The sequence below is a fragment of the Bacteroidales bacterium genome (assembly GCA_014860575.1).
GTDB lineage: Bacteria > Bacteroidota > Bacteroidia > Bacteroidales > JAAYJT01 > JAAYJT01.
The window spans coordinates 1-23,937 of record JACZJK010000065.1 but is presented as its reverse complement, the minus strand read 5'-3'; the positions used below and the strand labels follow the sequence as shown (position 1 = coordinate 23,937).

Here is a 23,937-nt window from a genome sequence, read left to right as displayed (position 1 = left end):
CATTGAAATATAGCTGATTGGGATTGCATGACTCCCCTCTGTCAGATTAAGCGTACTACAATAAATACATGAAATGGAAATTACCATGGATTATCAATCTTCATCAGAATAAACCCGCTATGTTTCCAAATTTCCGATACCTTTGCAGTTTAAAACCGTTCTAAATTGCAAAAGGCACTATATGCTAAATTCAGGCATCCGATTAGCACTTTCAAACTAATATGAACCTTTTACTTGATTTAAAACATTTCACTCTGTGAACCTCCTGCAACTCGAAGTTGGCGAAAAAGCCATCATTACTAAAGTCAAAGGGCGTGGTGCATTCCGGAAACGCATAATCGAAATGGGCTTCATTGCAGGCAAGGAAATTGTTGCCGTGCAGCGGGCGCCAATGAAAGACCCCGTCGAATATAATGTAATGGGTTACAATGTATCACTTCGCAACAGTGAGGCTGCTCTTATTGAGATATTTTCAGAAAGCGAAGCAATAACCAATGTTGAAAATGGCCTGAAAGGAATTCCTGGTGAACTATTGCTAAAGGAAACAGCCAGGCACAAAGAAAAGACAATCAATGTGGCATTGGTCGGTAATCCAAATTCCGGGAAAACCACCATCTTTAACTATGCCTCGCATTCCCGTGAGCGGGTAGGAAATTACAGCGGTGTAACTGTTGATGCCAAGGAAGCACGGTTCAAATTAGGCGATTACCAATTCATCATCACCGATTTACCGGGGACCTATTCACTTACTGCCTATTCACCCGAAGAATTATTTGTAAGGGATTTTATCTTTGATAATTTGCCTGATGTTGTAGTTAATATTGCCGATGCATCAAACCTCGAACGCAATCTTTATTTAACTACGCAACTGATTGATATGGATATCAAGGTTGTTGTAGCGCTGAATATGTACGACGACCTGGAACGTCATGGCGACAAACTTGATTATAAAACCCTGGGCAAATTGCTTGGGATTCCTTTTGTTCCTACGGTAGCAACAAAAGGCAAAGGGATCAAAGAATTATTCAATAAAATCATAGAAGTTTATGAAGATCGTGAGCAAATACTCCGCCATATCCATATCAACTATGGCGAGACTTTTGAAAAAGCGATTGTTGAACTTCAGGAAAAGATAAAGGTGCGGGAAAACGATTTTATCACCAATAATATTTCGCCCCGCTTTCTATCAATTAAACTGCTTGAAAAAGACAAACACACTCAGAAACGCACTAAACTGTTCCACAATTCTGATGTAATCCTGAAAACTGCAGAGTCGCATATTAACCGGATCGAAAAAGAAATCCAGGAAGATACCGAATCACTTATCACCGATGCCCGTTACGGATTCATCTCCGGCGCCATCATGGAGACCTATAAATCAAGCCCGGAGAAGAAAGTCAGGCGCAGCGATTTGATTGACCAGCTTATCACAAACAGATACTGGGGCATTCCCATTTTTCTGCTTTTTATGTACACGACGTTTTTTGCAACATTCCGCCTGGGTCAATTCCCAATGGAATGGATTGAATGGGGTGTGGATGCGTTATCTGCAACCGTTAATGCAGGAATGCCTGAAAGCTGGTTCAAGGATTTGCTTGTTAAAGGTATCATAGGCGGTGTAGGCGGTGTCATCGTTTTCCTTCCCAATATTTTGCTTCTGTACTTTTTCATCTCATTGATGGAAGATACCGGCTATATGGCCAGGGCAGTGTTTATCATGGATAAATTTATGCATCGCATCGGTTTGCATGGAAAATCATTCATTCCGATGGTAATGGGCTTTGGCTGCAATGTTCCTGCAATCCTGGCAACAAGGATAATTGAAAGCCGTCGCGACAGACTGATTACCATGCTTATAAATCCGTTTATGTCTTGTAGTGCACGTTTGCCGGTTTATGTATTATTTATAAGCGCATTTTTCGTAAGTTACCAGGGAAGTATTTTGTTTGCACTTTATTTCACAGGCATCCTCCTTGCTATAGGTTCATCATTGCTTTTCAGTAGGATTTTATTCAGAAAACAGGATATCCCTTTTGTGATGGAACTCCCCCCCTACCGGCTTCCAACTTTACGTTCGATCCTGAAGCACATGTGGTACAGGGTTGAACAATATATTCGTAAGATTGCAGGTGTTATATTGGTGGCATCAATCATAATCTGGGCCTTAGGTTATTTTCCGCGACCGTCGCAGCATAATACTACGTTGCCATTGAATGAGATAGTTTCTTCCGACCCAAACACAGTAAATAACTTAGAACTGCAGCATTCACAGCAGGAAAACTCCTATATCGGACAATTGGGTAAAATGATAGAGCCGGTGATGAGGCCATTGGGTTTCGATTGGAAAATGAGCGTGGCCATTCTTACCGGGGTGGCAGCCAAAGAAGTGGTTGTTGGAACCCTTGGCGTTCTATATCTCGATGACCCTGATGACACCGACAACTCAGCATCGTTGATCAGCAGGCTTCAATCTCAGGTTTATACCGATGGGGAACGTGCTGGCGAACCTGTGTTCAATAGCATTGTTGCAATGAGCTTTATGTTGTTTATTCTTATTTACTTCCCCTGTGTTGGCGTGTTGGCGGCCATTAAAAAAGAATCAGGAAGCTGGAAATGGCCTGCTTTTGTTGTCATCTACACTTCATCGCTGGCATGGTTTGTATCTTTTGCCTTTTACCAGATTGCCCGATTGTTGTAGGTTCTGCAGATAATCTCCTGGTTATTATATGTAACAATGTAATCATTGATTTATAAACGAATTGCTACAAATGAAAAAGGCTCTATATTTGTACCCGTTGTAACAATCCTCACCGCAAACGTCCGGTCATGATAGACAAAGAAGTTTTCCGTTCAGTTTTTGCCGACTTTGATGCAGAAATCATCCATCAGATCATAAATATATATATTAGTGAGCATCCTGTTAAATTCAATGCCCTTAAGGAATCGCTTGAACAGAAAGACTTTAATAACTTACGCAATATAGCGCATGGGCTCAAAGGCGTTCTTTCTCAGTTTTTCGCTGAGGAGGCCAGGCAGCTAGCCAAGGAGCTTGAATTCTATGCAAGGGAATTAAACGAACATTATACTGCAAATTCTGCAATTGGCGTTGATGAAGCACATTTCATCAGACTCACGGATATGATTGAAAACCTCAGGTTAGCATCCCTCAGGGTTATTGAGGATCTGAAAGAAATAGGATCAGAATACAATTAAAATCTCTTATTGCACTGACTGAATCTGGTCAAGCCGGTTCAACCCTTCTATAGCGTTAGGGTAGTTAATGCGGGCATCAAGGGCAGTTCTGTACTCTTTGCGGGCGTTATCAAATTGCCCCAGCATTTCATATGCAAGCCCGCGATTGTATACTGCTTCAATATAATCAGGATTGCATTTCACCGCTTTGCTGAAATATTCTATTGCTATGTTAAATTCTTCCAGTTCAACCAGGTTAATGTAGCCTATATTAAACCACGCCTTATAAAAGCAGGAATCAAGTGCCAAAATTCGTTCATAAGACTCAATGGCTTTGCTGAACCGTTGAATTTCCTGCAGAGCCATCCCGATATCGTACAGAAGTTCGGGTTCAGACGGTGCAAGCCTTAAAGCATGATCAAGATAATCAAATGCGAACCTGTCATTGCGTTCAGCCATTAGAAGTCCAAGCTGGAAGTAACCATCAAATGATTCAGGGTCATTGGCTACAGCTAACTGCCAGTCGTTGATGGCAGCAAGCGTGTCGCGGTTCTCGAGCTTGGCAAAACCACGCCAGAAATATGCTTTGCTATTGTAGCTGTCAATCTCCAGCGCTTTACGCAAATTTTCATAAGCCCTTGTGTAGTCCGCTGTATAAACCTGTATGCGGCCAATATTGACGTATATTTCTGCATTATTGGGTTCGAGGTCTAATGCCTTGTACATGATTAATTGCGCACGATCAGCATCTCCCATCATCAGGTAAATATCTGACAAGGTAATAAAATACCTGGTATTGCCCGGTTCAAGTTCAAGACTTTTATTGATGTTATGAAGTGCATCATTAAAGTTATCGTTGCCCAGATAGTACAATGCCAATTCATTAAAAATGTCTGGATTTTCAGGCTCCTGCTCAGATTTGAGTTTAAGCTCACTGAGTTTGTCGTGTGGTAATTCTTCATTGCCCTTTTTCTGCTCAGCCGAATTTCCACCGCATCCTGACAAAATGATCAGCATGCCTGTAACCAGAAGGAAAGAAAGAATTGATCTAATCATTACTTGATGGATCCTAAAAACTGCAATAATGTACTAATATATTTTTAAAATAATGAATGATGAAACCTAAATTGTCTAGTTCTGCTCTTTCAATGCTGCACGAACCAGTTTTTCAAGTTCTTCGGCTAACTCAGGGTTATCAAAGATGAGGTTCTTAACTGAATCACGGCCCTGGCCAAGTTTAGTTTCACCATAACTAAACCATGAACCACTTTTCTTTATTATACCCAAATCAACACCAAGGTCAATAATTTCACCCATTTTGGAAATTCCTTCACCGTAGATAATATCAAACTCGGCGACGCGGAAAGGTGGCGCCACCTTATTTTTAACTACTTTCACCTTGGTACGGTTGCCGGTAATGTTTTCCCCGTCCTTAATCTGTGTGAGCCGGCGTATATCAATCCTTACCGATGCATAAAATTTTAGCGCATTGCCACCAGTTGTTGTTTCAGGATTTCCGAACATCACCCCTATTTTCTCGCGCAATTGGTTAATAAATACACAACAGGAACCAGTTTTACTGATTGTAGCAGTCAACTTTCGCAATGCCTGTGACATCAACCTTGCCTGTAAACCCATTTTAGAGTCTCCCATTTCACCTTCAATTTCACTTCTTGGCGTGAGCGCTGCAACCGAGTCAATAACAATGATATCAATAGCGCCGGAACGGATAAGGTTTTCGGCTATTTCGAGCGCTTGCTCACCATTATCAGGTTGTGATATGAAAAGATTTTCAGTATCCACTCCAAGTTTTTTTGCATAATAACGATCGAAAGCGTGCTCAGCATCAATAAAAGCAGCAATTCCTCCACTACGCTGTGCTTCAGCAATGGCATGCAACGCCAGGGTTGTTTTCCCTGAGGACTCGGGGCCATATATTTCAACAACGCGTCCACGAGGCAAGCCTCCGATGCCCAGTGCGTGATCCAATGAAATTGATCCGGTTGAGATCACCGGGATATCTACCACAGCAGAATCGCCAAGTTTCATGATGGTACCTTTACCATAAGCTTTATCGAGCTTATCCATCGTTAGCTGCAGTGCTTTCAGCTTTTCCTTATTGACTTCTTTCGGTTCGGTCATCGCAGTTTTATTTGTTTAATTATTAAAATTTTATAAAATTCTTGAAGCTTTTTTTTGGATGCTCAAAGATATAAAAAAGGCTGGAGAACCAGCCTTAAAAACAACTTCATAGAAGAAGATTATAACTCCGTAATCTGTTGGGAGTGGTTTTTTGTATCAACCTTATCAAAAACCTTTAAAATAAAGCTGTCCTCATCTATTACAAATGTTGTACGGCTGATTCCTTCATACGATTTGCCCATAAATTTCTTGGGACCCCATACACCATAGGCATTTGCGATTTTCTTATCAGTATCGGGCAGTAACGGAAATGGTAAGCTATACTTTGCAGTAAATTTCTGGTGCGATTTAAGGCTGTCGGCACTAACACCAATCACTTTGTAACCGCTTTTTAACAAACCTTCATAGTTGTCGCGCAGGTTGCATGCCTCAGCAGTACAACCAGGAGTATCGTCTTTTGGATAAAAATAAAGGATAACTTTCGATCCTCTGAAGTCTTCAATTCTCACAGGATTTCCGTCCTGATCTTGCGATTCAAATGCAGGAGCCTTATCGCCGGGTTTCAACGTAGTCATTGTAGTATTTGTTTAAGTTATACATCAAAACTTTAAACGTAAAATGCCGCGATTTGTTTTTAACACAGTAAAACACAACGAGGAATTGGAACTATTGAGTTCACTCCTAGAAGTTAGCAGGCATTTAAGCCCTCGCCAGGCGGGTTATTACGCGAACTGATGAGCTATAAATTTAAACGATCTCAAAAAGGAATAATACTTACAATTCGGATCGTGAACCCGTACTATTTAGCCAATATCATCGGAAGGCTGTTCCACACAACACCGCCAATCACCAGAGAATAAAAATAAGCACCTGTCGGAAGATTACCAGTTTCAACAGTAAGTGTGCCGTATCCTGTCTGCTTAAGCGGGTAAGAACGAATCATTTTACCATGCTGATCAGTAATGAAAATTTCTGCATTCCGAACCATTTCGGGTAAATAATACTCAATTGAGGTGCGTTCCCTGAATGGATTGGGAACGTTCTGAGCAAGATGAGGCCGATCCTCGCTTAAATATTCATTTTCATTAAATGACTGATTTTCTTGCAGGTTGCTCTCACCCTGATAACAGTTCAACAATTTACTCTCCAGTTGATCCAACCGATCCACGAGGCTATTGATCTGGCTTTGCAATTTCTGGTTTTCTGCCATTAATTCTGTATTTTGCGTTTCTTCCATTGCAAGCATTTCCTGGATAGCGGCGATGGCTATTACACCGAAACCTGAGTAATCCAGCATAAAAATTTCTTCCTCAGTATCTCCGATACCACCTTGATAGACAAGTTCCGGAAAAAGAGGCATCACCTCCTGGGCAATAAAGCCGAGATTGGATCTGTCAGAAATCTGATCCCGGAATAAATATGATGAAGGATTCAAGCTTTCTACCCGCTTGAGTACACTTTCCAGGGGTTGAATTTCATGCTTCAGTCTCCGATCTGAAATCTGAATATATGCCCCATTGCTGGAAGCAATTTCTGCTTTTAGAGTGCCTTTGTGATAAAACTCCAGGTTCCCATCAAAGTTGGTTGAATATAGAGTCCAGTAAACATTGTTTCCTCCAGGGTGTTGGATTGCAAAGCCATTCGAGAGGCCACTGCCGTTGCTATGGGCGACTGTGATTTCAGCTCTTCTATTGCTCGTGCGCACCAGCAGGTCATTTTCGCTGTTGTAGTTAAGATGCAAACCACCAGACGCACAATCAATTTCATTTCCGTCCATAATCAATTTTTGGGAACCAGAACGTACTTCAAGACCGGCGATATTTCCATCATTTTCAAAGCCATTTATAGTCAACTTCGAGCTGGGCAATGTGGTACCTATACCAACACTCCCGTTTGCAGCAATAGTCATGCGGTCAATATTTGAGGTTCTGAACAGCAAGCGCCCATCGCTATGCTGGTTAGCCAGATAAAGGTCACTGTTAAAAGCCTGAATAAAAGCCAGGTAATCGTTGTTATTATTGCGAAATTCAACCAAAGGGTTATCCGATCTTAAATTGAGGACAACTGTACCAGGGCTGAAAATATTAAAGGGAGAATGACTGTTGATGTATGTCCCTAAACCCGTGAGGTGGTTTACAGTCAAATTACCGCTAACTGCTCCGTCTCCATCAACATTCAGTCGAAGCTGCGACCAGGATTGAATGGTAACGAAACAAAAACTTAATATAAAGAATAAATTTTTCATAAGCGTTAGATTTATATGTTTACATATATACTAACAATTTATTATAAAAAATGTTAAACTGAGGAAAATGACCTCTGCGTATTTAACCGAATCACACCATTATCCCATCAGTTATCAGCTGCAGTGATAACCTTAAAATGTAACTAAATCGCCCTATTATTCTCATAAAACCTGCACCAGGCAGTAAGCGGGCACTCTTGGCATTTTGGTTTACGGGCAATACAAACATAGCGGCCATGAAGAATGAGCCAGTGATGGGCAATTGGGATCAATTCCTCAGGAATGTGTTTTATCAATTGCATTTCGGCCTGGAGAGGATTCTTTGCATTGGTGGTCAGACCCAAACGTGCTGCTACCCTGAAGACATGCGTATCAATAGCCAGCGCAGGTTTGTTGAAAACAACAGAGGCTATAACATTGGCTGTTTTTCGACCGACCCCCGGTAACTTTTGCAGTTCATCAACTTCAGAAGGAACAATTCCATGAAACTCTTCCTCCAATGTTTTGGCCATACCGATAAGGTTTCTGGCTTTGTTGTTAGGATATGAACAACTTTTAATCAACTCATAAACCTGTTCCTGAGTGGCTTGGGCTAGCGATAATGCATCCGGGAAAAGCCTGAAAAATTGGGGAGTAATTGTATTTACACGCTTATCAGTACATTGCGCTGATAAGATTACTGCAACTATCAATTCATAAGGGCTTTGGAAGTGCAGTTCAGTTTCAGCTATGGGTTGGTTTTTCTGGAAGTATTCCAGGATGTATCGGAAACGGTCTTTTATTGAAACCTTGGTCATGACATTATTATTAAAACACAAATCTAGAAAAGTGTACTGATATAATATTCATGGCAATAAAAAAAGCCTGACAGGTTAAGCTAACCTGCCAGGCGTTCGTCAGCAATACCTTAATTATTAATTCAATAAAAATGAAGTATTGCCAAAATGCTTTGTTCTTGCAACAAACAGTGCAGATGAATAAGCCATCAGGTTACTCAAAACCCAGGGAGATGCTGAATGAACTTCCCTATTAGTGGGGATGGCTTGTGCGAGTGGTTTGCCTGTTGAGAAAAAGGTAGAAAAAGATGAATGAAGCGTAATGGTTTGTTTCATACAATACTGATTGGTTACACAATAATCAGTAAACGGAAACAATGTTCAACTTATTATTTTAACTTCAAAATAAAATGACAAACCTCACACTGTCAGCACAATCTCTTTCTTATCAATAAGCTTTCTCAGATTTATCAAAGCATAACGCATACGACCCAATGCAGTATTTATGCTTACATCAGTTTGCTCAGCAATGTCCTTAAAACTCATCCCTGAATAATGACGCATCATCAACACCTCTTTTTGCTCTGATGGTAAATACTCGATGAGTTTACGAACATCTTCATGAATCTGCTCTATAATCATCCTATCTTCTATTGAATCGTCAGTAAGCCTGATGCTGCTGAATATGTCGAAATCATCATTTTTATTCTCAACCACCGGAATACGTTTCGCTTTTCTGAAATGGTCAATAATCAGATTATGCGCAATGCGCATCACCCACTGGATGAACTTCCCTTCTTCCTTGTAGGTTCCGGATCGTAGAGTGTTCACAACCTTAATAAAGGTATCCTGAAAGATATCATCGGCAAGATGCTTATCTTTTACAACCATAAGGATGTAAGCAAAGACTCTGTTTTGATGGCGATTGATGAGCTGCTCGAGACTGGAATGTTCACCAGACAAATATCTGCTAATTAGCTCCTGATCGCTAACATGCTGGGTAATCATAAAACCCTCCTTTTTATGTTAGATTAAGAGCGTAGAAGTTTGTCTATAGTGTTCCTCCTATGATTTTGTGAGCATTTATGTGTTTTGAAGCGGCAAATATACAACCGGATTGATAAAAAACAATACCCTTGCGCATTTTTAACAAATAATTAAAAGTTTTTTGTCCGAATTTATTAAACTTACATACGATCGCTACCGGAAATAAAGATTCTCAAATACTTACCTATATTACAATCTTCCGGCTATATTGTTTATTATTGATCCTTAAAACAGCCAAATAAATATTTTCAGGTAATTCCGAACCAACAAAAAGCATTTCGCTATGATCGCCGGCTGGTAATGACCCAAATTCGCGGTTCAAAATTAATCTTCCCCCCAGATCATAAAGCAGTATTGATACTTCCGAAGATTGTAGAAGCTGGTAATTTACTTTTAAAGTACTTTCAGCCTGAACCGGGAAAATATTCCATTTAAGCTGTGCGAGATCTTCAATGCCAATAGTTTCGTCCTCCATAATGTTCATGGTTGAAAGCCTCACGTTGGGTTGGCCTATTACGAAAGCCCCATAGAAAACAACATTGCCGGTGCCTGTTGGTGGAGCGGTCCAGGAAAATGACCACTGAGCTGATGGGGCAGTAACTCCGGAACTATGTGTGATATATTTGCCACCTCCTATAAGCTGATTGCCTATGCCGGCTGAAAGTGTTCCAAGTAGAGCTCCGGTTGAATTCTGAGGCGAAACCTGGAATCCTTTTCTGCCAGAACCACTGGTTCCCACGCTTATTGTATATGTTTCACCAGGTACGTAACCGCTGGTGGGTATGTTTGAACTAAAAACTTCACTTATACTTTGCGCGGTTCCACCATGGCAATAAGTGCAATTTTTACCATCGCCAGGCGAACCGGTATGACCAGGTTGCGCTCCGCTTGAGTTTTTCAAGGGATCGCTAAATGAAAACAATCCCGCGATGACGGCAATAGAGACAACGGTAAAAAGTACTTTCATAAATGCTTGTGTTAATAAACTGACTTAAAGTAGTTAAATAGTAGACAAACAACCTTTCGTTTGTAAAGTTTAATGTGAACATGAATATCGCCTGAAAATAACAACTGCAAGCTTTTTCTATTACGTCGAAATGAGATCACGTACGACGACTGATGCGCAAAAGCAACCGAAAACTGCCGGCATATATGAAATGGTTCCAACGTTAGACTTCTTATTCCTCTCATTTTCAATTTTAATGATTGTTTCGGTGGGAACCGGCTCACTCGAAAAAACTGCTTTGAACCCATCGGATATTCCTAGCCTTCGGAGGCGTTTACGCAAATCAAAAGCAAGTTTGCACTGAAAACTTTCAGAGATATCCGCAATCTGAACCATGCCAGGATTTAGCTTACCTCCAGCCCCCATTGAGCTAACAAGTTTCTGATTATTTTTAAGGGCATAATAAATGAAATAAACCTTAGGTGAAAGGGTATCAATAGCATCAACTACATAATCATAGGACTGTGACAGCAGGTCAATGATTGTTTGATCCTTGAGATAAGCGTTCACAACATTTATCTTAACCTCAGGATTGATATCATAAAGGCGCTCAGCCATAACGCGGGTTTTGTCCATTTTTTCAGTGCTGCAGAGAGCGAGAATCTGCCGGTTGCGGTTGCTGGCCTGCACTTTATCAGCATCTGCGATAGTAATTTTGCCAACACCGGCACGACACAGCATTTCAGCAGCCATAGCCCCAACTCCCCCAAGTCCAGCAACCAATACATGGGAATGTTGCAACTTATGGATTCCTTCATCGCCAAGCATTAAGTGAGTTCGCTCCTGCCAATCGTAGTTCATCGTTGATTGGTTTTTGGATAAAGCCACCATGAGAATATCTTTACCATTGTTGGCATTATAATATAAAGCATGATCGGGACGATCACAGCCGCTGTGATAAGAACAACCAACGCAACAGGCATCCAACCAATTACCGGTTCAAAAAGCAAAGGCAAAAACAGTGCAAGCGGGTACAGGCTGAAAAGTGTTATCAGCGCCATTTTATATCGTGGTGGTGCGACCCTGGCGGCTGGCGGCAAGGTAAACCAATAATCCCAACCCTTGAAGCGGTGAATTTCAGGTTCATCAATGGTCAGTTGTTTTCTCTTGTTTTTCCATTCGTCGCGCTCTGCAGAACTTTCCCAGCGCTGCATGTTATCGTAAGAGTTGAACTTGAAGATCAGCACATATTCATCGCTTTGTGGATCAGATGGCCTGATGAAGTTTACACCAAGGTAGCCATCGAATTTCCGGGCAGCTTCAGTGATGCCTTGGGCCCAGGTTTCATAATCAAGCTCTTTACCTTTCATCACCCGGTGTTTGACAATAACTGTTACCGGATCGTTTGCACTGATAATCTTTTCACACATTCGGCTAAACTAGAATTATGTATTGTTGAAAATAGAATGAAACGGAAACAATTCAGATTTAAGTTCGTTATATTTCCGACCCGGCAAAATTAGATGAATTTGCAGAACCGTCAGGCAACGCTTTAACATATATATCATGCAGCACTTTACACTGAAAATACTCACGATTCTACTACTGGCATCCTATTTTACTGCCAGTTCTGAGGTTTACTACCAAGGAAATAATTTAGCTCTAACGATTTCCAATATTAGAAATGACAAGGGTCAGATCCTAATTTCAGTTTTCAATCAGCCTGAAGGATTTCCTTCTGACAGCACAAAGGCTTACCGCACATTTCAGATTGAGGCTCAAGCACCTTCCGTAAGCATCATAATTGAGGGTATGAACCCGGGAGATTACGCCATTGCCGTGGTTCATGACGAAAATTGCAATTTAAAACTCGACTATAACCTTGTTGGCGCCCCGGTTGAAGGTTATGCCGCATCAGTTGCGAATAAGCGTTTTTCTGCTCCAAAATTTGCATCCTCAAAATTCACAATTGAGAATGACTTGAATCTGGAGATCGAAATGAACTATTTGTTTTAGGCACTTCGGTTCGATATTGCTCAATCCCGTGTATGCGGGATCGTTTTTTGTGTTGCAGTAATGCTGTAGTGGGCTTTTGCCAATTGCAGACTGACAACTGCCAACTTTTCATGCAACCACCCTGATTTCAGAACGCCTAAAAAATCCTACCTTTGCACCCTCAAAACCGGGGGTGTTTTCATGGTTCAAACGGATCACAACGATTATCATAAGTACATCATAATAAAGGGCGCCAGGGTTCACAACCTGAAGAACCTGAGCGTAAACATTCCTCGTAACCGCCTTACGGTTATCACCGGATTATCAGGTTCAGGAAAAAGCTCTCTTGCTTTTGATACGCTCTACGCCGAAGGCCAGCGCCGTTATGTTGAAAGCCTGAGCGCTTACGCAAGGCAGTTCCTGGGTCGCATGAGCAAACCGGAAGTAGATCAGATTATAGGAATTTCTCCAGCCGTAGCCATTGAGCAGAAAGTAAACACCCGTAACCCCCGCTCCACTGTTGGCACTTCAACCGAAATTTACGAGTACCTGAAATTGATGTATGCAAGGATCGGGAAAACTTATTCTCCGGTATCAGGAAACCTGGTGAAGCGACACCGTGTGGATGATATTGTAAATTATATACTGGGTTTGCCTTCTGGCACCAAAGTAATGATTCTCGCTCCCTTTTCTCTGAAGAACGGACGTAAGATGAAGGAGCAGCTTACTGTGCTAATGCAGCAAGGGTTTACACGGATCAAAGTGAAAGACGAAATAATCCGGATTGACGAACTCCTCGAAGATGCTGCCCGGATGAAAAAGCTTGGCAATACCTTTCATGTACTCATTGACCGTGTTGTGAGCCAGGAAGGAGATGATCCAATGCGAAGCCGACTGGCCGATTCCATTGAAACTGCCTTGTTTGAAGGAGAAGGAAAATGCATCATTGAATCCATCCAGTACGAAACCTCAGCACAACAGGAATTTTCGAACCGATTTGCATTGGATGACCTTTTATTTGAAGAACCAACACCAAATCTATTCAGCTTTAACAATCCTTTTGGCGCCTGCCGCAACTGCGAAGGTTTTGGATCTGTAATCGGCATTGATGAGGATTTGGTGATCCCCGATAAATCCCTCTCTATTTATGACGAAACCATTGCCTGCTGGCGTGGTGAAAAAATGAGTGAATGGAAAGACCGTTTGGTTCACACGGCATTTAAATTTGATTTTCCTATTCATAAACCATTTTACGAACTCAGCGCCGAACAAAAAGAATTGCTCTGGACAGGCAATCAGCATTTTGGCGGGCTGCATGAGTTTTTTAAAATGGTAGAAGACAACAATTACAAGGTTCAGTACCGTGTGATGATGTCGCGCTACCGGGGAAAAACTACTTGTCCTGAATGCAGAGGGACGCGTTTGCGCAAAGATGCCACCTATGTGAAAATTGACGGCCATTCCATAACCGATGTGGTGTTGATGCAGGCAGCGCATGCATTGGATCATTTCAGGAACCTGACGCTGGATGATAGTGACATGGAAATTTCGCGTCGCCTGCTTACCGAAATTACCAACCGACTGCAGTATTTATGCGATGTTGGTCTGGGCTATCTTACCCTGAACCGTCTTTCGAACACATTGTCCGGAGGAGAATCACAACGTATTAATCTGGCCAACAGCCTTGGAAGCAGCCTGGTAGGTTCAATGTATATCCTTGATGAACCCAGCATTGGGTTACACCCACGCGATACCCTTAGGTTGATTAAAGTCTTGCTTCAGTTGCGAGACCTTGGCAATACTGTTATCGTGGTTGAGCATGACGAAGAAATTATCAATGCAGCCGATCATGTTATTGATATCGGGCCACTGGCCGGTGAATTTGGTGGCGAACTTGTGTTTGAAGGCAACTGGGACAGCCTCATTCATGACACAGCATCCCTGACCGGCCAATATCTGTCCGGAAAGATGAAGATCCCGCTTCCGGAGAAAAGAAGAAAATGGAAGGAATTTATTGAGATAACAGGAGCCCGTGAAAACAACCTGAAAAACCTGCAGGTGAAATTCCCGCTCAAAGTGCTCACAGCAGTGACAGGTGTTAGCGGATCAGGAAAAACGACATTGGTAAAAAAAATCCTGTATTCCGCGCTTAAAAAGATTTATGGCGGCAATAGCGAAAAAACCGGCAAATTCGACCGGCTTGACGGAGATATTTATAGCATCGTTGGTATTGAGTTGGTTGATCAGAACCCCATTGGCCGTTCAACCCGTTCAAATCCGGCTACTTATGTGAAGGCCTGGGATGAGGTTCGCACCTTGTTCAGTAATCAGCCCCTGGCACAGATGCGTGGCTACAAACCTGGCATTTTCTCATTTAATATTGAAGGCGGGCGTTGCGAAGAATGTGAAGGTGAAGGTGTGGTTCACATCGAAATGCAGTTCATGGCCGATATTGAACTCACCTGCGATACCTGCCAGGGCAAACGCTTCAAAGACGAAGTGCTGGACGTAAGTTACAGGGATAAAAATGTGTCGGAAGTGCTTGATATGTCTATATCGCAGGCCCTGGAATTTTTTAGCGGCGATGCTGAAAACGAAACAATTTGCCAGCGTATCACCAGCAAACTTCAACCCTTGCAGGATGTCGGACTGGGTTATCTCAGGCTTGGACAATCTTCAAGTACGCTAAGCGGCGGTGAGGCGCAACGCATCAAGCTGGCATCATTTCTTACCAAAGGCCAGGCTGTTCACCCAACCCTTTTTATTTTTGATGAACCCACCACCGGTTTGCATTATCATGATATCAACAAACTCATGCTTGCTTTTGATGCCCTGATCAAGCGACAGCACACCGTAATTGTGATCGAACACAACATGGAGGTAATCAAGTGCGCCGATTGGGTTATTGATCTGGGTCCTGAGGGCGGTGATGCCGGCGGGAATATTGTTGCTGAAGGCACTCCCGAAGAATTGACTTCCAATAAGCAATCATATACTGGTCAGTTTCTGGCCCCTAAACTCCTGAATCATTCATAGTGGATTTTTTACTCTAACATAACTCGTATACATGGAACTCTTCTCCGATCACTTCCCTATTGTCCACATCCTGAACCAATATTGGCTCACCTTCCTTTTGGTCATCAGCATGGTGCTGGTTTCAAGAACTTTTGTTGCAGGAACCCGCTATTCGCCCATTCTCATCATTGTTGTCTTTGGACTTATCATGGGTTTTATTCTTGTGAACACAGGGCTTGCCACACCTGGCTTACCCGAGTTTCCGATTATGGAGCTTGGTAGCAAAGTAACCATCACTGCTTTGATGGCTTCGTTCTTTGTTGGCGGCCAGGAGATCCGGAAACTTTTAATGCACCGTAAAATTGACCCGAAGGATATTGTTGTCCCGTCCTCCGAAGAACTTTTTCTGGGAACCAAGGCCACCCAGTTCATGTTCCTGATCCGGGCTTTCTTTATACTTATCGGAATTGAATCGTTGAAAAGAGTAATCGTGGGGCACAGCACAGGCGATGTCCTCGATAAGTTTTACCCGCTGCTCGGTTACCTTGGAATAGTCGCTTCAATTATCCTCATTGACCACCGGGCAAAAATTACAAATAAAGCGACCTACATCAGAAAAGGGATTTACGAAACGGGGATGATACTGTTGTTGCTTGTGGTAGCCTGGTATATAGCGCAATGGATAAAACCTTTTATTGCGTTACCGGAAATTTTCTTTGCCATGATAATTTCTGTTAGTCTGGGAATGATAATGGTGAAGTGGAAGTTTGGCCCAACTATACGGTCACTTCTTTTTGCCGGCATACCGATAGTGCTTGCAGCTAATTTTATGGTTGGGGGATCGCGCATTGCCGAAGCATTCCAGTTAAGCGAAATGACAGCAGTGTTGTCTTTCGGATTTTTCGGGCAATTGTTTTGGATGTTTGGCGGACTTTCACTGCTTATCTTTTTCGGATTAGCCAATCATATGCGCAACCTGGCGCCGGGCATGGCTGGTGCGCTTTCACATTCGGGTCTGACAGGCGCATGTACAGCCGGCGACCTTGGCCCTGAAGCAGCCATCCGTGCTCCAATCATGATAAACATTCCTTTTATCGGGCATATCTTTGTGTTTTCTATTCTGGCTGCCAGCGCCACAACCGGCAATCTGGTGATTTCTTACTCACTCATTGTGTTGATCGTTGGAATCGGACTTACATTTTATTCACTTAAAAGACTGAGGAAATCCTTTGGCAGGGAAGTCCAGGAAATACGCGGACTTATGCTTTTCTCACTTGGCTGGCAACTTGTAGCAGTTTTTGGTGGATTGCTGATTCTTGACGTCTCGGGCATGAACCTCAGCGACGCAGTGATGGCCAATTCTTCTGCTATCTCCCATTTTGGTTTGTTTGCAGCAATTCAGGGTGGTATGTTCGGCCAACAAGCTGCAACTATGATCGCTTTTGTGTTCGCTATGCCTTTCCTTGTGCATCCTCTTGTGTTTGGTATTTTTGGAAAAACAGCCGAAAATAATGGTGTTATGCCTGTAAGGATTGTCTATTCCCTGGCATTCATTGGTGCAGCCGGTGTGATTTATGCGATGATAGCCTAATCTACGATAAATGTAATATCGCCGATTGTACGGCTTGTCTTTTACATCCATTATACTTATCTTTGCAAGGATTTGACTAAAATCGAATTAAATTGCTATTAATCAAACTCTTATAGGATAATACCAATTATTATGTACGAAGTTACTTCAAACCGGAACAGCAACAACCACTATAAAACCAGTGAGTACAAAGCCTTTACACTTCACAATTACAGACAGATCCCACAAATCGCAAAGCTATCAGAAGAGCAGATGTTTGATATAGAAGTTGTAGCGAATGTGCTGCCATTTAAAAGCAATTCATACGTTGTAAATGAATTAATTAACTGGGAGAATGTTCCCAACGATCCAATGTTCATTCTTACATTTCCGCAAAAGGAAATGCTGCAGCCACATCACTTCAACAAGATGGCTGATTTGATAAAAAGCGGTTCGGATAAACAAGAAATCGCTAAAGTTGCAAACGAAATCAGGATGGAGTTAAATCCGCATCCAGCCGGACAGCTTGACCTTAATGTTCCGGAACTTGATGGTGTGAAACTTCATGGCATGCAGCATAAGTACCGCGAAACTGCGCTGTTTTTTCCTAGCCAGGGTCAAACCTGCCATGCTTATTGCACATTTTGCTTTCGCTGGCCACAGTTTGTTGGCATGGATGATATGAAGTTTGCTTCAAAAGAGGCCGATCTTTTGGTGCGTTATATGAAGTCCAAACCTGAAGCTACCAATATTCTTTTCACCGGTGGCGATCCTATGGTAATGAGCGCCAAACTGCTGGAGAGTTATATTGAACCATTGTTGGTTCCCGAACTCGAAAATTTGCATACAATCCGTATTGGCACAAAAGCGCTAGCTTATTGGCCTTACAAATTCATCAATGACAAAGATACTCCCGCTCTAATCAATCTTTTTGAGAAGGTTGCCAGATCAGGGCGCCACATCGCGCTCATGGCGCATTTCAACCACTATACTGAGCTTGAGACAAAAGCTGTTAGAAAAGCTATTAAAAACCTGAGGGATGTGAATGTGGAAATCCGAACCCAGTCGCCATTGCTCAGGCATATCAATGATGATTATAAAGTCTGGCTGAAAATGTGGCGTATACAGGCAAAACTTGGATGCATACCTTATTATATGTTCCTCGCACGAGATACGGGGGCACAACACTATTTCAGCGTTGGTCTGGAGCGGGCATACCATATTTACCGCAATGCCTATATGCGGGTTAGCGGTGTTTCCCGAACCGTTCGGGGGCCGAGTATGTCAGCCTCACCAGGCAAAATCCATATCCTGGGTGTAGCAGAGATTCGTGGTGAAAAGGTTTATGTGCTGCAATTCCTGCAAGGCCGCAACCCGGAATGGGTAAGGGTTCCGTTTTTTGCAAAGTATGATCCTGATGCTGTTTGGCTTGATGATCTTAAGCCGGCTTTCGGCGAAGAGAAATTCTTCTGGCAAGCTGATTATGAAGCGATGGTAGGTGCGAAAACTGAGGCTTTACACTATCAGGAGGAAGACTAAGCAATTCAAGATTTCAAATTTAAGATTCAAGATTGTGCGGATTTTAATCATTGAGACTGAGTATATTGAATCTGGAGTTTGGAATTTTGAATCATACTCCATTTTCATAAAACGCTTCCCGGCCGGGAAACATCATCAACTGCCTGGCTTTTTCATGTGAGAACGCAAAATAATGCATCACTGATTCGGCACATAATTCTCCATTGCCATTGTAAAGCAATGCTTCTATGATGACAATGTTCCGGCGTGTTTCAATGATACGACCCTTGATCTTGATCTTGCCGTGGTCAACATGTACCGGTTTCAGAAACTTTATCTCAAGCTTTGAGGTAACGCCTGCGGTTCCCATTTTCACAAAAACTACCCAGCTTCCAAGTTCGTCAAGCAATGCCGTTTGAATACCACCATGCACTACATTGAACCAGCCTTCATGATCACGATTGGGAGTCCATTCGGCAGTGATCCAATCACCATCCTCCTGGAATACAAGTTGTAAACCGATGGGATTGCGGGGAGAACAGCCGAAACAATTGTAGTTTTCGCTTTTTGAGAACGGGTTCAGGATAGTCTTAGAAGTCATGTACTTGGAATTAGTTTGAACGTAATCCATTATAGATTCAGGAATCAAAAGTAGGAATTAGTTAAAAACCTGAGTAATGAACCAGTAATTGGTAATTCTGAATTTGAAAGGTTTGAGCCACTCCAAAAAGTTGTTTTGAACCACATAGATTCATAGACACATAGAAATCACATAGTTTAAAAACTGACTGTTTGATAATTAAAAAAAACTATGTGATCTATGTGACTATGTGTTAAGAAATTCATCAAGGACTTTTCGGAGCACAAGCTTCAATCTATCACTGACCCATAAACATCAAACGCATCGGCTTTCAGAATCCGGATATTATAGAATTCGCCAGTCTTCAGGCTTTTCTCTGCTACTGGAATCAGAACCTCATTATCAATTCCCGGTGAATCATATTCGGTTCGCCCAACATAATAATCACCTTCTTTGCCTTCGATAATTGTTTTCAAGGTTTTGCCAACTTTGGCAAGATTAAGTTCTTCAGATATTTGCTGCTGTAATTCCATTAATTCTGCTGCGCGTTCATCCTTTACTGACTTTGGGATTTCGTCAGCCAATGATGCAGCCCGAGTTCCTTCTTCTTCGGAGTAGGTAAAAACCCCCATGCGCTCAAATCGGACAGTGCCGATAAACTCCTTCAATTCTTCAAAATGCTCTTGTGTTTCGCCTGGATAGCCCACCATCAGTGAGGTTCGTAAGGTAATTCCCGGAACCTTTCTACGAATAACATCAATCAGCCTGTAAGTCTCTTCTTTGTTGATGCCACGTCGCATTGACGCCAGCAAATCGCTGCTGATGTGCTGGAAAGGTATATCGAGGTATTTGCAAATCTTGGGCTGGGCGGCCATTACGTCCAATACATCCATTGGGAAAGCGGCAGGATAGGCATAATGCAACCTGATCCATTCAATGCCATCAATTTCGACAAGCTTTTCGAGCAAAGCCGCTAGCATGCGTTTCTTATATAAATCGAGGCCGTACCAGGTCAGATCCTGGGCAACCAAAATCAGTTCTTTCACTCCTTTTGCTGCAAGTGCCCGGGTTTCTTCAAGCAAGTTTTCAAGCGGCAGCGAAATATTTTTTCCACGGATGAGTGGGATCGCACAGAAAGAACAGGTACGATCGCAGCCTTCAGCAATTTTCAAATACGCGTAATGCGGCGGAGTAGTAAGCATTCGTTCGTTATACAGCTCGTGCCTGGCAGAAACATTCAGGTCTTCCAGTATCTTTTCAAGGTCGTTGACGCCATAAAAATGGTCAACCTCAGGAATCTCAACTTTCAGCTCGGCCATATAGCGTTCGGAAAGACAACCCATCACAACAACCCTGGCAACTTTTCCATTTTTTTTCTGCTGAACCGCCTGCAGGATCGCTTCAATAGATTCCTCTTTGGCATCCTGAATAAAACCGCAGGTATTGATAATGAGAATATCGGAATTTCGCGAAAACCCATGACTTACATTTATGCCGGAAACCTTCAATTTCCCCATGAGCTTTTCAGAGTCCACCAGGTTTTTGGGACAGCCCAGCGTGATAACATTAACAATGGGAAGATGAGTTCGGGATTTATCGGCCATCAGCTCAGGATTGATATCGGATTTTAATCCGCTCAGGTTTTTTCAAACAATGAATCAACAAAAGCACGACGGTTGAAAATCTGCAGGTGTTCAAGCTTCTCTCCTACCCCAATGTATTTTACAGGAATTTTCAGTTGATCGGAAATGCCAATCACAACGCCACCTTTGGCTGTTCCATCCAGCTTTGTGAGCGCAAGGGCGGTGACTTCAGTTGCCGCAGTAAACTGTTTTGCCTGCTCAATTGCATTTTGACCGGTTGAAGCATCAAGAATGAGCAATACCTCGTGCGGTGCATCGGCAACCACTTTTTGCATGACCCGTTTTATCTTGCTGAGTTCATTCATCAGGTTGACTTTATTGTGAAGCCGGCCTGCAGTATCAATAATGACCACATCGTGCTTGTTTTTCTTCGCTACCTGCAATGTTTCAAAAGCAACGGCAGCAGGGTCTGAACCCATTTGATGGTTCACAATAGGAACACCAACTCTCCCCGCCCATACCTGCAACTGGCTGATGGCGGCAGCGCGAAAAGTGTCAGCCGCGCCAAGCAACACCGATTTTCCTGCAAGTTTGAAATGATAGGCAAGCTTGCCAATTGTAGTGGTTTTGCCTACTCCATTAACGCCAACAACCATGATCACATAGGGTTCGGACCTTGGGTCAAAGTCAAAGCGAACTTCCTGGGTATTGTTGCCTTCTTCAAGCAAGGCAGTTATTTCTTCGCGCAAAATTTCATGAAGTTCACCTGCATTCAGGAACTTATCGCGCGAAACCCTTGCTTCCAACCTGTTGATGATTTTGAGCGTGGTTTCTACCCCAACATCGGAGGTAACCAAAATTTCTTCCAATTCATCTAAAAAACTATCGTCAACTTTTGAGCGGCCGGCAATGGCCCGTGATAATTTTCCAAAAACGTTGGTCTTGGTTTTCTCCAGGCCTTTATCAAGTTGCTCTTTCTTATCGCGCGAAAGAAATGAAAACAGTCCCATGATTGCAGTTTTTGTTGATGATAATTTCTTGCGAAAGCATTGGTTCCCAAATAAAAAAAGCCCTTCTCTGAATGGAAAAGAGCTGTCCTTTACAGGAGTGAACCCGCATTATTTCTTTGCTAAAAAGTCCTTTACCTGATCGTTGGGAAGGATGGTTTCTTTAAACACGTAAGCGCCTGTTTTTGGCGATCTCACTGTGCGGATTACCTTAGCAAAATCTTTACCCGTAGCGGTTCTAAGGGTTGCAACAACTTTCTTTGCCATGACTTATCTTATTTAATTTCTTTGTGTATTGTCATTTTTTTCATGATTGGATTGTACTTTTTCAACTCCAATCGTTCAGGTGTATTCTTCTTATTCTTGGTAGAAATGTAGCGTGAAGTGCCTGGTAAGCCACTTGTTTTGTGCTCTGTACATTCCATAATCACCTGTATGCGAGCTTCTTTACTCTTCTTTGCCATTGTTTAAACTCCTCTATGTTTTAAGGGCTGCAAAATTAGTGATTTCAACGATATAAACAAATTTGAATTCAAATAAATTATAGTAATGAAGCCATGAACCAAATAAAGGCTGTTTTTATTCTTACGTTAACGTTTGCAAATGTATAATTTTACACTTTCTGGTAATATTGAATTGAGAAATTAATGGCCTGGCAATCATACATAAATGGGTTTCGCATTTACCTGCAGGTTGAGCTTTCGCTATCAGAAAACAGCGTTTCGGCTTATCTGCGTGATATTAGCAAACTGGTTAAGTTTGTTGAAGACCAGTACCCGGGACTAACACCGGCAGAGATCACCCAGGACCATTTGCACAAATTCATTGTTTGGATTAGCAAACCTGGCATGAGCGCCCGCTCACAGGCCAGGATGATATCCGGTATCAGAAGCTATTACAAATTTCTGCTTCTCGAGAATATTGTGAGCCACGATCCGACCCAATTGCTTGACATGCCACGGATTGGCCGCAAACTACCTGATACACTCAGCGTTGTTGAAATCAATAAGATTATTGATTCAATTGATCTGAGCACAGCGGAGGGCGAACGAAATAAAGCTATCCTTGAAACCCTTTATGGATGCGGATTAAGAGTATCTGAACTCACAGGAATGCAGATTTCTGATATTTATTTTAACGAGGGCTTTGCCCGCATCAGCGGGAAAGGCAACAAGGAAAGGCTGGTTCCCATTGGCCGGGTTGCACTCAAACAGATCAACACCTACATGAAACAGGTTCGTGTGAACCAGAAAATCAGGAAAGGGTCAGAGGATACGCTTTTTATAAGCAACAGGGGCAGCAAGCTTTCGCGGGTGATGATCTTCAACATCATTAAAAAGCATGCGGAGCTTGCCGGCATACACAAAGCAATCAGCCCGCATACTTTCCGTCATTCATTCGCCACCCATCTTGTTGAAGGGGGCGCAGATCTTCGCGCGGTACAGGAAATGCTCGGCCACGCCTCTATAACCACAACCGAGGTTTACACACACCTCGACCGCCAATATTTACGTAGTGTGATCCTGGAATATCACCCCCGAATGCAGAAAGAATAAATCCGGTTCTTTACCTACTCGGGTAAATCAACGCTCCAGTTTACTGTAACCAGCTTATTTTCTTCAAAATAGAAGTCAATGAGCGCATCTTCAAAAGAAAGGAGTTTTTCACCCCATTCTTCGTCTTCGGTGTACATTTCACTAAATCCGTTGTCTTTCATCAGTTCGATGATCTGATCTTCGCTCATGCCAAAGATTTTCTTTCCGAAGAGGGTGGCTTCCTGGTTGTTGATTTCAATGCTGGTAAGCACCAGGTCAGGATCGCCCTCAAAAAAGAGTGAAAAACTCTGATCATCGAAATACCATAGTTCTGTATCAGGATCTTCTTCAAGATCTTTTTCAAGAATTTCTATTTCGGTAGGATCTCCAAAATATTTATGGGCTTCCTCAGCGGTTGCTCCAAAAGGCACATCATTGAGGCCTTTTTTTAGTTGAATAACATAATTTGTTTTGCTCATTTTTCTTTTGATTTAGGTTGTTTTATGTTCCGTCCAAAGTTCAAAGTTCCGGGTACAAAGTTCAAAGTTCGTCGTTTGACGTTTGGCGTTTGGCGTTTGGGTTCTTCCCTTCCTCCCTTCGTCCCTGTTTCTTATCTCTAATTCTCTTAGTCTCTAACTCTCTTAGTCTGACTCGTCCTGAAATTTGTTTACACTTTATGATTAATAAATTCCCTTTTTCAAAGCCTTTTTTATTTCAACAATGGGTAATGTTGAGCCGGATTTCTGTTGGGCAAAAACGGTATGGGGCTCGATGCCCCATCCGTTT

23 protein-coding genes are annotated in these 23,937 nt (G+C 42.4%); 7 read left to right on the top strand and 16 right to left on the bottom strand.

Annotated features, from left to right (window positions below; all coding sequences use genetic code 11):
* The first annotated feature begins 256 nt into the window (after window positions 1-256).
* Together feoB and IH597_16860 are read left to right on the top strand one after the other, a co-directional pair.
* Window positions 257-2,698 (top strand): ferrous iron transport protein B, encoded by a 2,442-nt coding sequence (gene feoB / locus IH597_16865; GenBank protein MBE0664130.1) that lies wholly within the window; start codon window positions 257-259, stop codon window positions 2,696-2,698.
* Between the two features lie 128 nt (window positions 2,699-2,826).
* Entirely contained in the window at window positions 2,827-3,213 is a 387-nt protein-coding gene (locus IH597_16860; GenBank protein ID MBE0664129.1) for an Hpt domain-containing protein, read from the top strand.
* A gap of 6 nt (window positions 3,214-3,219) precedes the next feature.
* On the opposite strand, the gene IH597_16855 is transcribed toward IH597_16860, so the two are convergent.
* The 10 genes from IH597_16855 to IH597_16810 form a co-directional block, all read right to left on the bottom strand.
* On the bottom strand, window positions 3,220-4,248 hold the full coding sequence (locus IH597_16855; protein MBE0664128.1) for a tetratricopeptide repeat protein: 1,029 nt from the start codon (window positions 4,246-4,248) through the stop codon (window positions 3,220-3,222).
* 75 nt (window positions 4,249-4,323) lie between these two features.
* Complete coding sequence (gene recA / locus IH597_16850; protein ID MBE0664127.1) at window positions 4,324-5,334, bottom strand: recombinase RecA; 1,011 nt, start codon at window positions 5,332-5,334, stop codon at window positions 4,324-4,326.
* Between the two features lie 119 nt (window positions 5,335-5,453).
* Window positions 5,454-5,909: a thioredoxin-dependent thiol peroxidase gene (bcp, locus tag IH597_16845; GenBank protein MBE0664126.1), complete on the bottom strand. Its 456-nt coding sequence runs from the start codon at window positions 5,907-5,909 to the stop codon at window positions 5,454-5,456.
* A gap of 224 nt (window positions 5,910-6,133) precedes the next feature.
* A complete protein-coding gene (locus tag IH597_16840) occupies window positions 6,134-7,579 on the bottom strand; it encodes a tail fiber domain-containing protein (GenBank protein MBE0664125.1) in 1,446 nt (481 codons plus the stop codon).
* Between the two features lie 143 nt (window positions 7,580-7,722).
* Window positions 7,723-8,376, bottom strand: coding sequence for an endonuclease III (gene nth / locus IH597_16835; GenBank protein ID MBE0664124.1), 654 nt, complete (start codon window positions 8,374-8,376; stop codon window positions 7,723-7,725).
* Window positions 8,377-8,493: 117 nt separating this feature from the next.
* Window positions 8,494-8,691, bottom strand: coding sequence for a hypothetical protein (locus IH597_16830; protein ID MBE0664123.1), 198 nt, complete (start codon window positions 8,689-8,691; stop codon window positions 8,494-8,496).
* An 84-nt stretch (window positions 8,692-8,775) separates the two neighbouring features.
* Window positions 8,776-9,363: a sigma-70 family RNA polymerase sigma factor gene (locus tag IH597_16825; GenBank protein ID MBE0664122.1), complete on the bottom strand. Its 588-nt coding sequence runs from the start codon at window positions 9,361-9,363 to the stop codon at window positions 8,776-8,778.
* 223 nt (window positions 9,364-9,586) lie between these two features.
* A complete protein-coding gene (locus IH597_16820) occupies window positions 9,587-10,369 on the bottom strand; it encodes a hypothetical protein (protein MBE0664121.1) in 783 nt (260 codons plus the stop codon).
* 120 nt (window positions 10,370-10,489) lie between these two features.
* The gene (locus tag IH597_16815) at window positions 10,490-11,209 is read right to left on the bottom strand and encodes a tRNA threonylcarbamoyladenosine dehydratase (protein MBE0664120.1); all 720 of its coding nucleotides are present in this window, start codon (window positions 11,207-11,209) and stop codon (window positions 10,490-10,492) included.
* Window positions 11,206-11,718, bottom strand: coding sequence for an antibiotic biosynthesis monooxygenase (locus IH597_16810; GenBank protein ID MBE0664119.1), 513 nt, complete (start codon window positions 11,716-11,718; stop codon window positions 11,206-11,208). The genes IH597_16815 and IH597_16810 overlap by 4 nt, the downstream gene beginning before the upstream one ends.
* A gap of 196 nt (window positions 11,719-11,914) precedes the next feature.
* On the opposite strand from IH597_16810, the gene IH597_16805 reads away from it, so the two are divergent.
* The 4 genes from IH597_16805 to IH597_16790 all read left to right on the top strand — a co-directional run bounded on the left by IH597_16805 (window position 11,915) and on the right by IH597_16790 (window position 18,467).
* Complete coding sequence (locus tag IH597_16805) at window positions 11,915-12,364, top strand: DUF2141 domain-containing protein (protein MBE0664118.1); 450 nt, start codon at window positions 11,915-11,917, stop codon at window positions 12,362-12,364.
* A 180-nt stretch (window positions 12,365-12,544) separates the two neighbouring features.
* Window positions 12,545-15,379 (top strand): excinuclease ABC subunit UvrA, encoded by a 2,835-nt coding sequence (gene uvrA / locus IH597_16800; protein ID MBE0664117.1) that lies wholly within the window; start codon window positions 12,545-12,547, stop codon window positions 15,377-15,379.
* 31 nt (window positions 15,380-15,410) lie between these two features.
* Window positions 15,411-16,949: a hypothetical protein gene (locus IH597_16795; protein ID MBE0664116.1), complete on the top strand. Its 1,539-nt coding sequence runs from the start codon at window positions 15,411-15,413 to the stop codon at window positions 16,947-16,949.
* Between the two features lie 132 nt (window positions 16,950-17,081).
* Complete coding sequence (locus IH597_16790; GenBank protein ID MBE0664115.1) at window positions 17,082-18,467, top strand: lysine 2,3-aminomutase; 1,386 nt, start codon at window positions 17,082-17,084, stop codon at window positions 18,465-18,467.
* 91 nt (window positions 18,468-18,558) lie between these two features.
* Here IH597_16790 and IH597_16785 read toward each other — a convergent pair whose 3' ends face one another.
* The 5 genes from IH597_16785 to rpmG form a co-directional block, all read right to left on the bottom strand.
* Window positions 18,559-19,047, bottom strand: a complete 489-nt coding sequence (locus IH597_16785) for a PaaI family thioesterase (protein MBE0664114.1) — start codon at window positions 19,045-19,047, stop codon at window positions 18,559-18,561.
* Window positions 19,048-19,316: 269 nt separating this feature from the next.
* Entirely contained in the window at window positions 19,317-20,630 is a 1,314-nt protein-coding gene (gene rimO / locus IH597_16780; GenBank protein MBE0664113.1) for a 30S ribosomal protein S12 methylthiotransferase RimO, read from the bottom strand.
* Window positions 20,631-20,662: 32 nt separating this feature from the next.
* Window positions 20,663-21,619, bottom strand: a complete 957-nt coding sequence (gene ftsY, locus IH597_16775) for a signal recognition particle-docking protein FtsY (GenBank protein ID MBE0664112.1) — start codon at window positions 21,617-21,619, stop codon at window positions 20,663-20,665.
* Window positions 21,620-21,727: 108 nt separating this feature from the next.
* Window positions 21,728-21,883 carry a DUF4295 domain-containing protein gene (locus IH597_16770; GenBank protein ID MBE0664111.1) on the bottom strand — a complete coding sequence of 52 codons (156 nt, stop codon included), beginning with the start codon at window positions 21,881-21,883 and terminating at the stop codon, window positions 21,728-21,730.
* Between the two features lie 8 nt (window positions 21,884-21,891).
* Window positions 21,892-22,080: a 50S ribosomal protein L33 gene (gene rpmG, locus IH597_16765; protein ID MBE0664110.1), complete on the bottom strand. Its 189-nt coding sequence runs from the start codon at window positions 22,078-22,080 to the stop codon at window positions 21,892-21,894.
* Window positions 22,081-22,263: 183 nt separating this feature from the next.
* Here rpmG and xerD point away from each other — a divergent pair, with 183 nt between their 5' ends.
* A complete protein-coding gene (gene xerD, locus IH597_16760; protein MBE0664109.1) occupies window positions 22,264-23,172 on the top strand; it encodes a site-specific tyrosine recombinase XerD in 909 nt (302 codons plus the stop codon).
* A 14-nt stretch (window positions 23,173-23,186) separates the two neighbouring features.
* On the opposite strand, the gene IH597_16755 is transcribed toward xerD, so the two are convergent.
* Window positions 23,187-23,630: a hypothetical protein gene (locus IH597_16755; GenBank protein ID MBE0664108.1), complete on the bottom strand. Its 444-nt coding sequence runs from the start codon at window positions 23,628-23,630 to the stop codon at window positions 23,187-23,189.
* Between the last annotated feature and the right edge of the window lie 307 nt (window positions 23,631-23,937).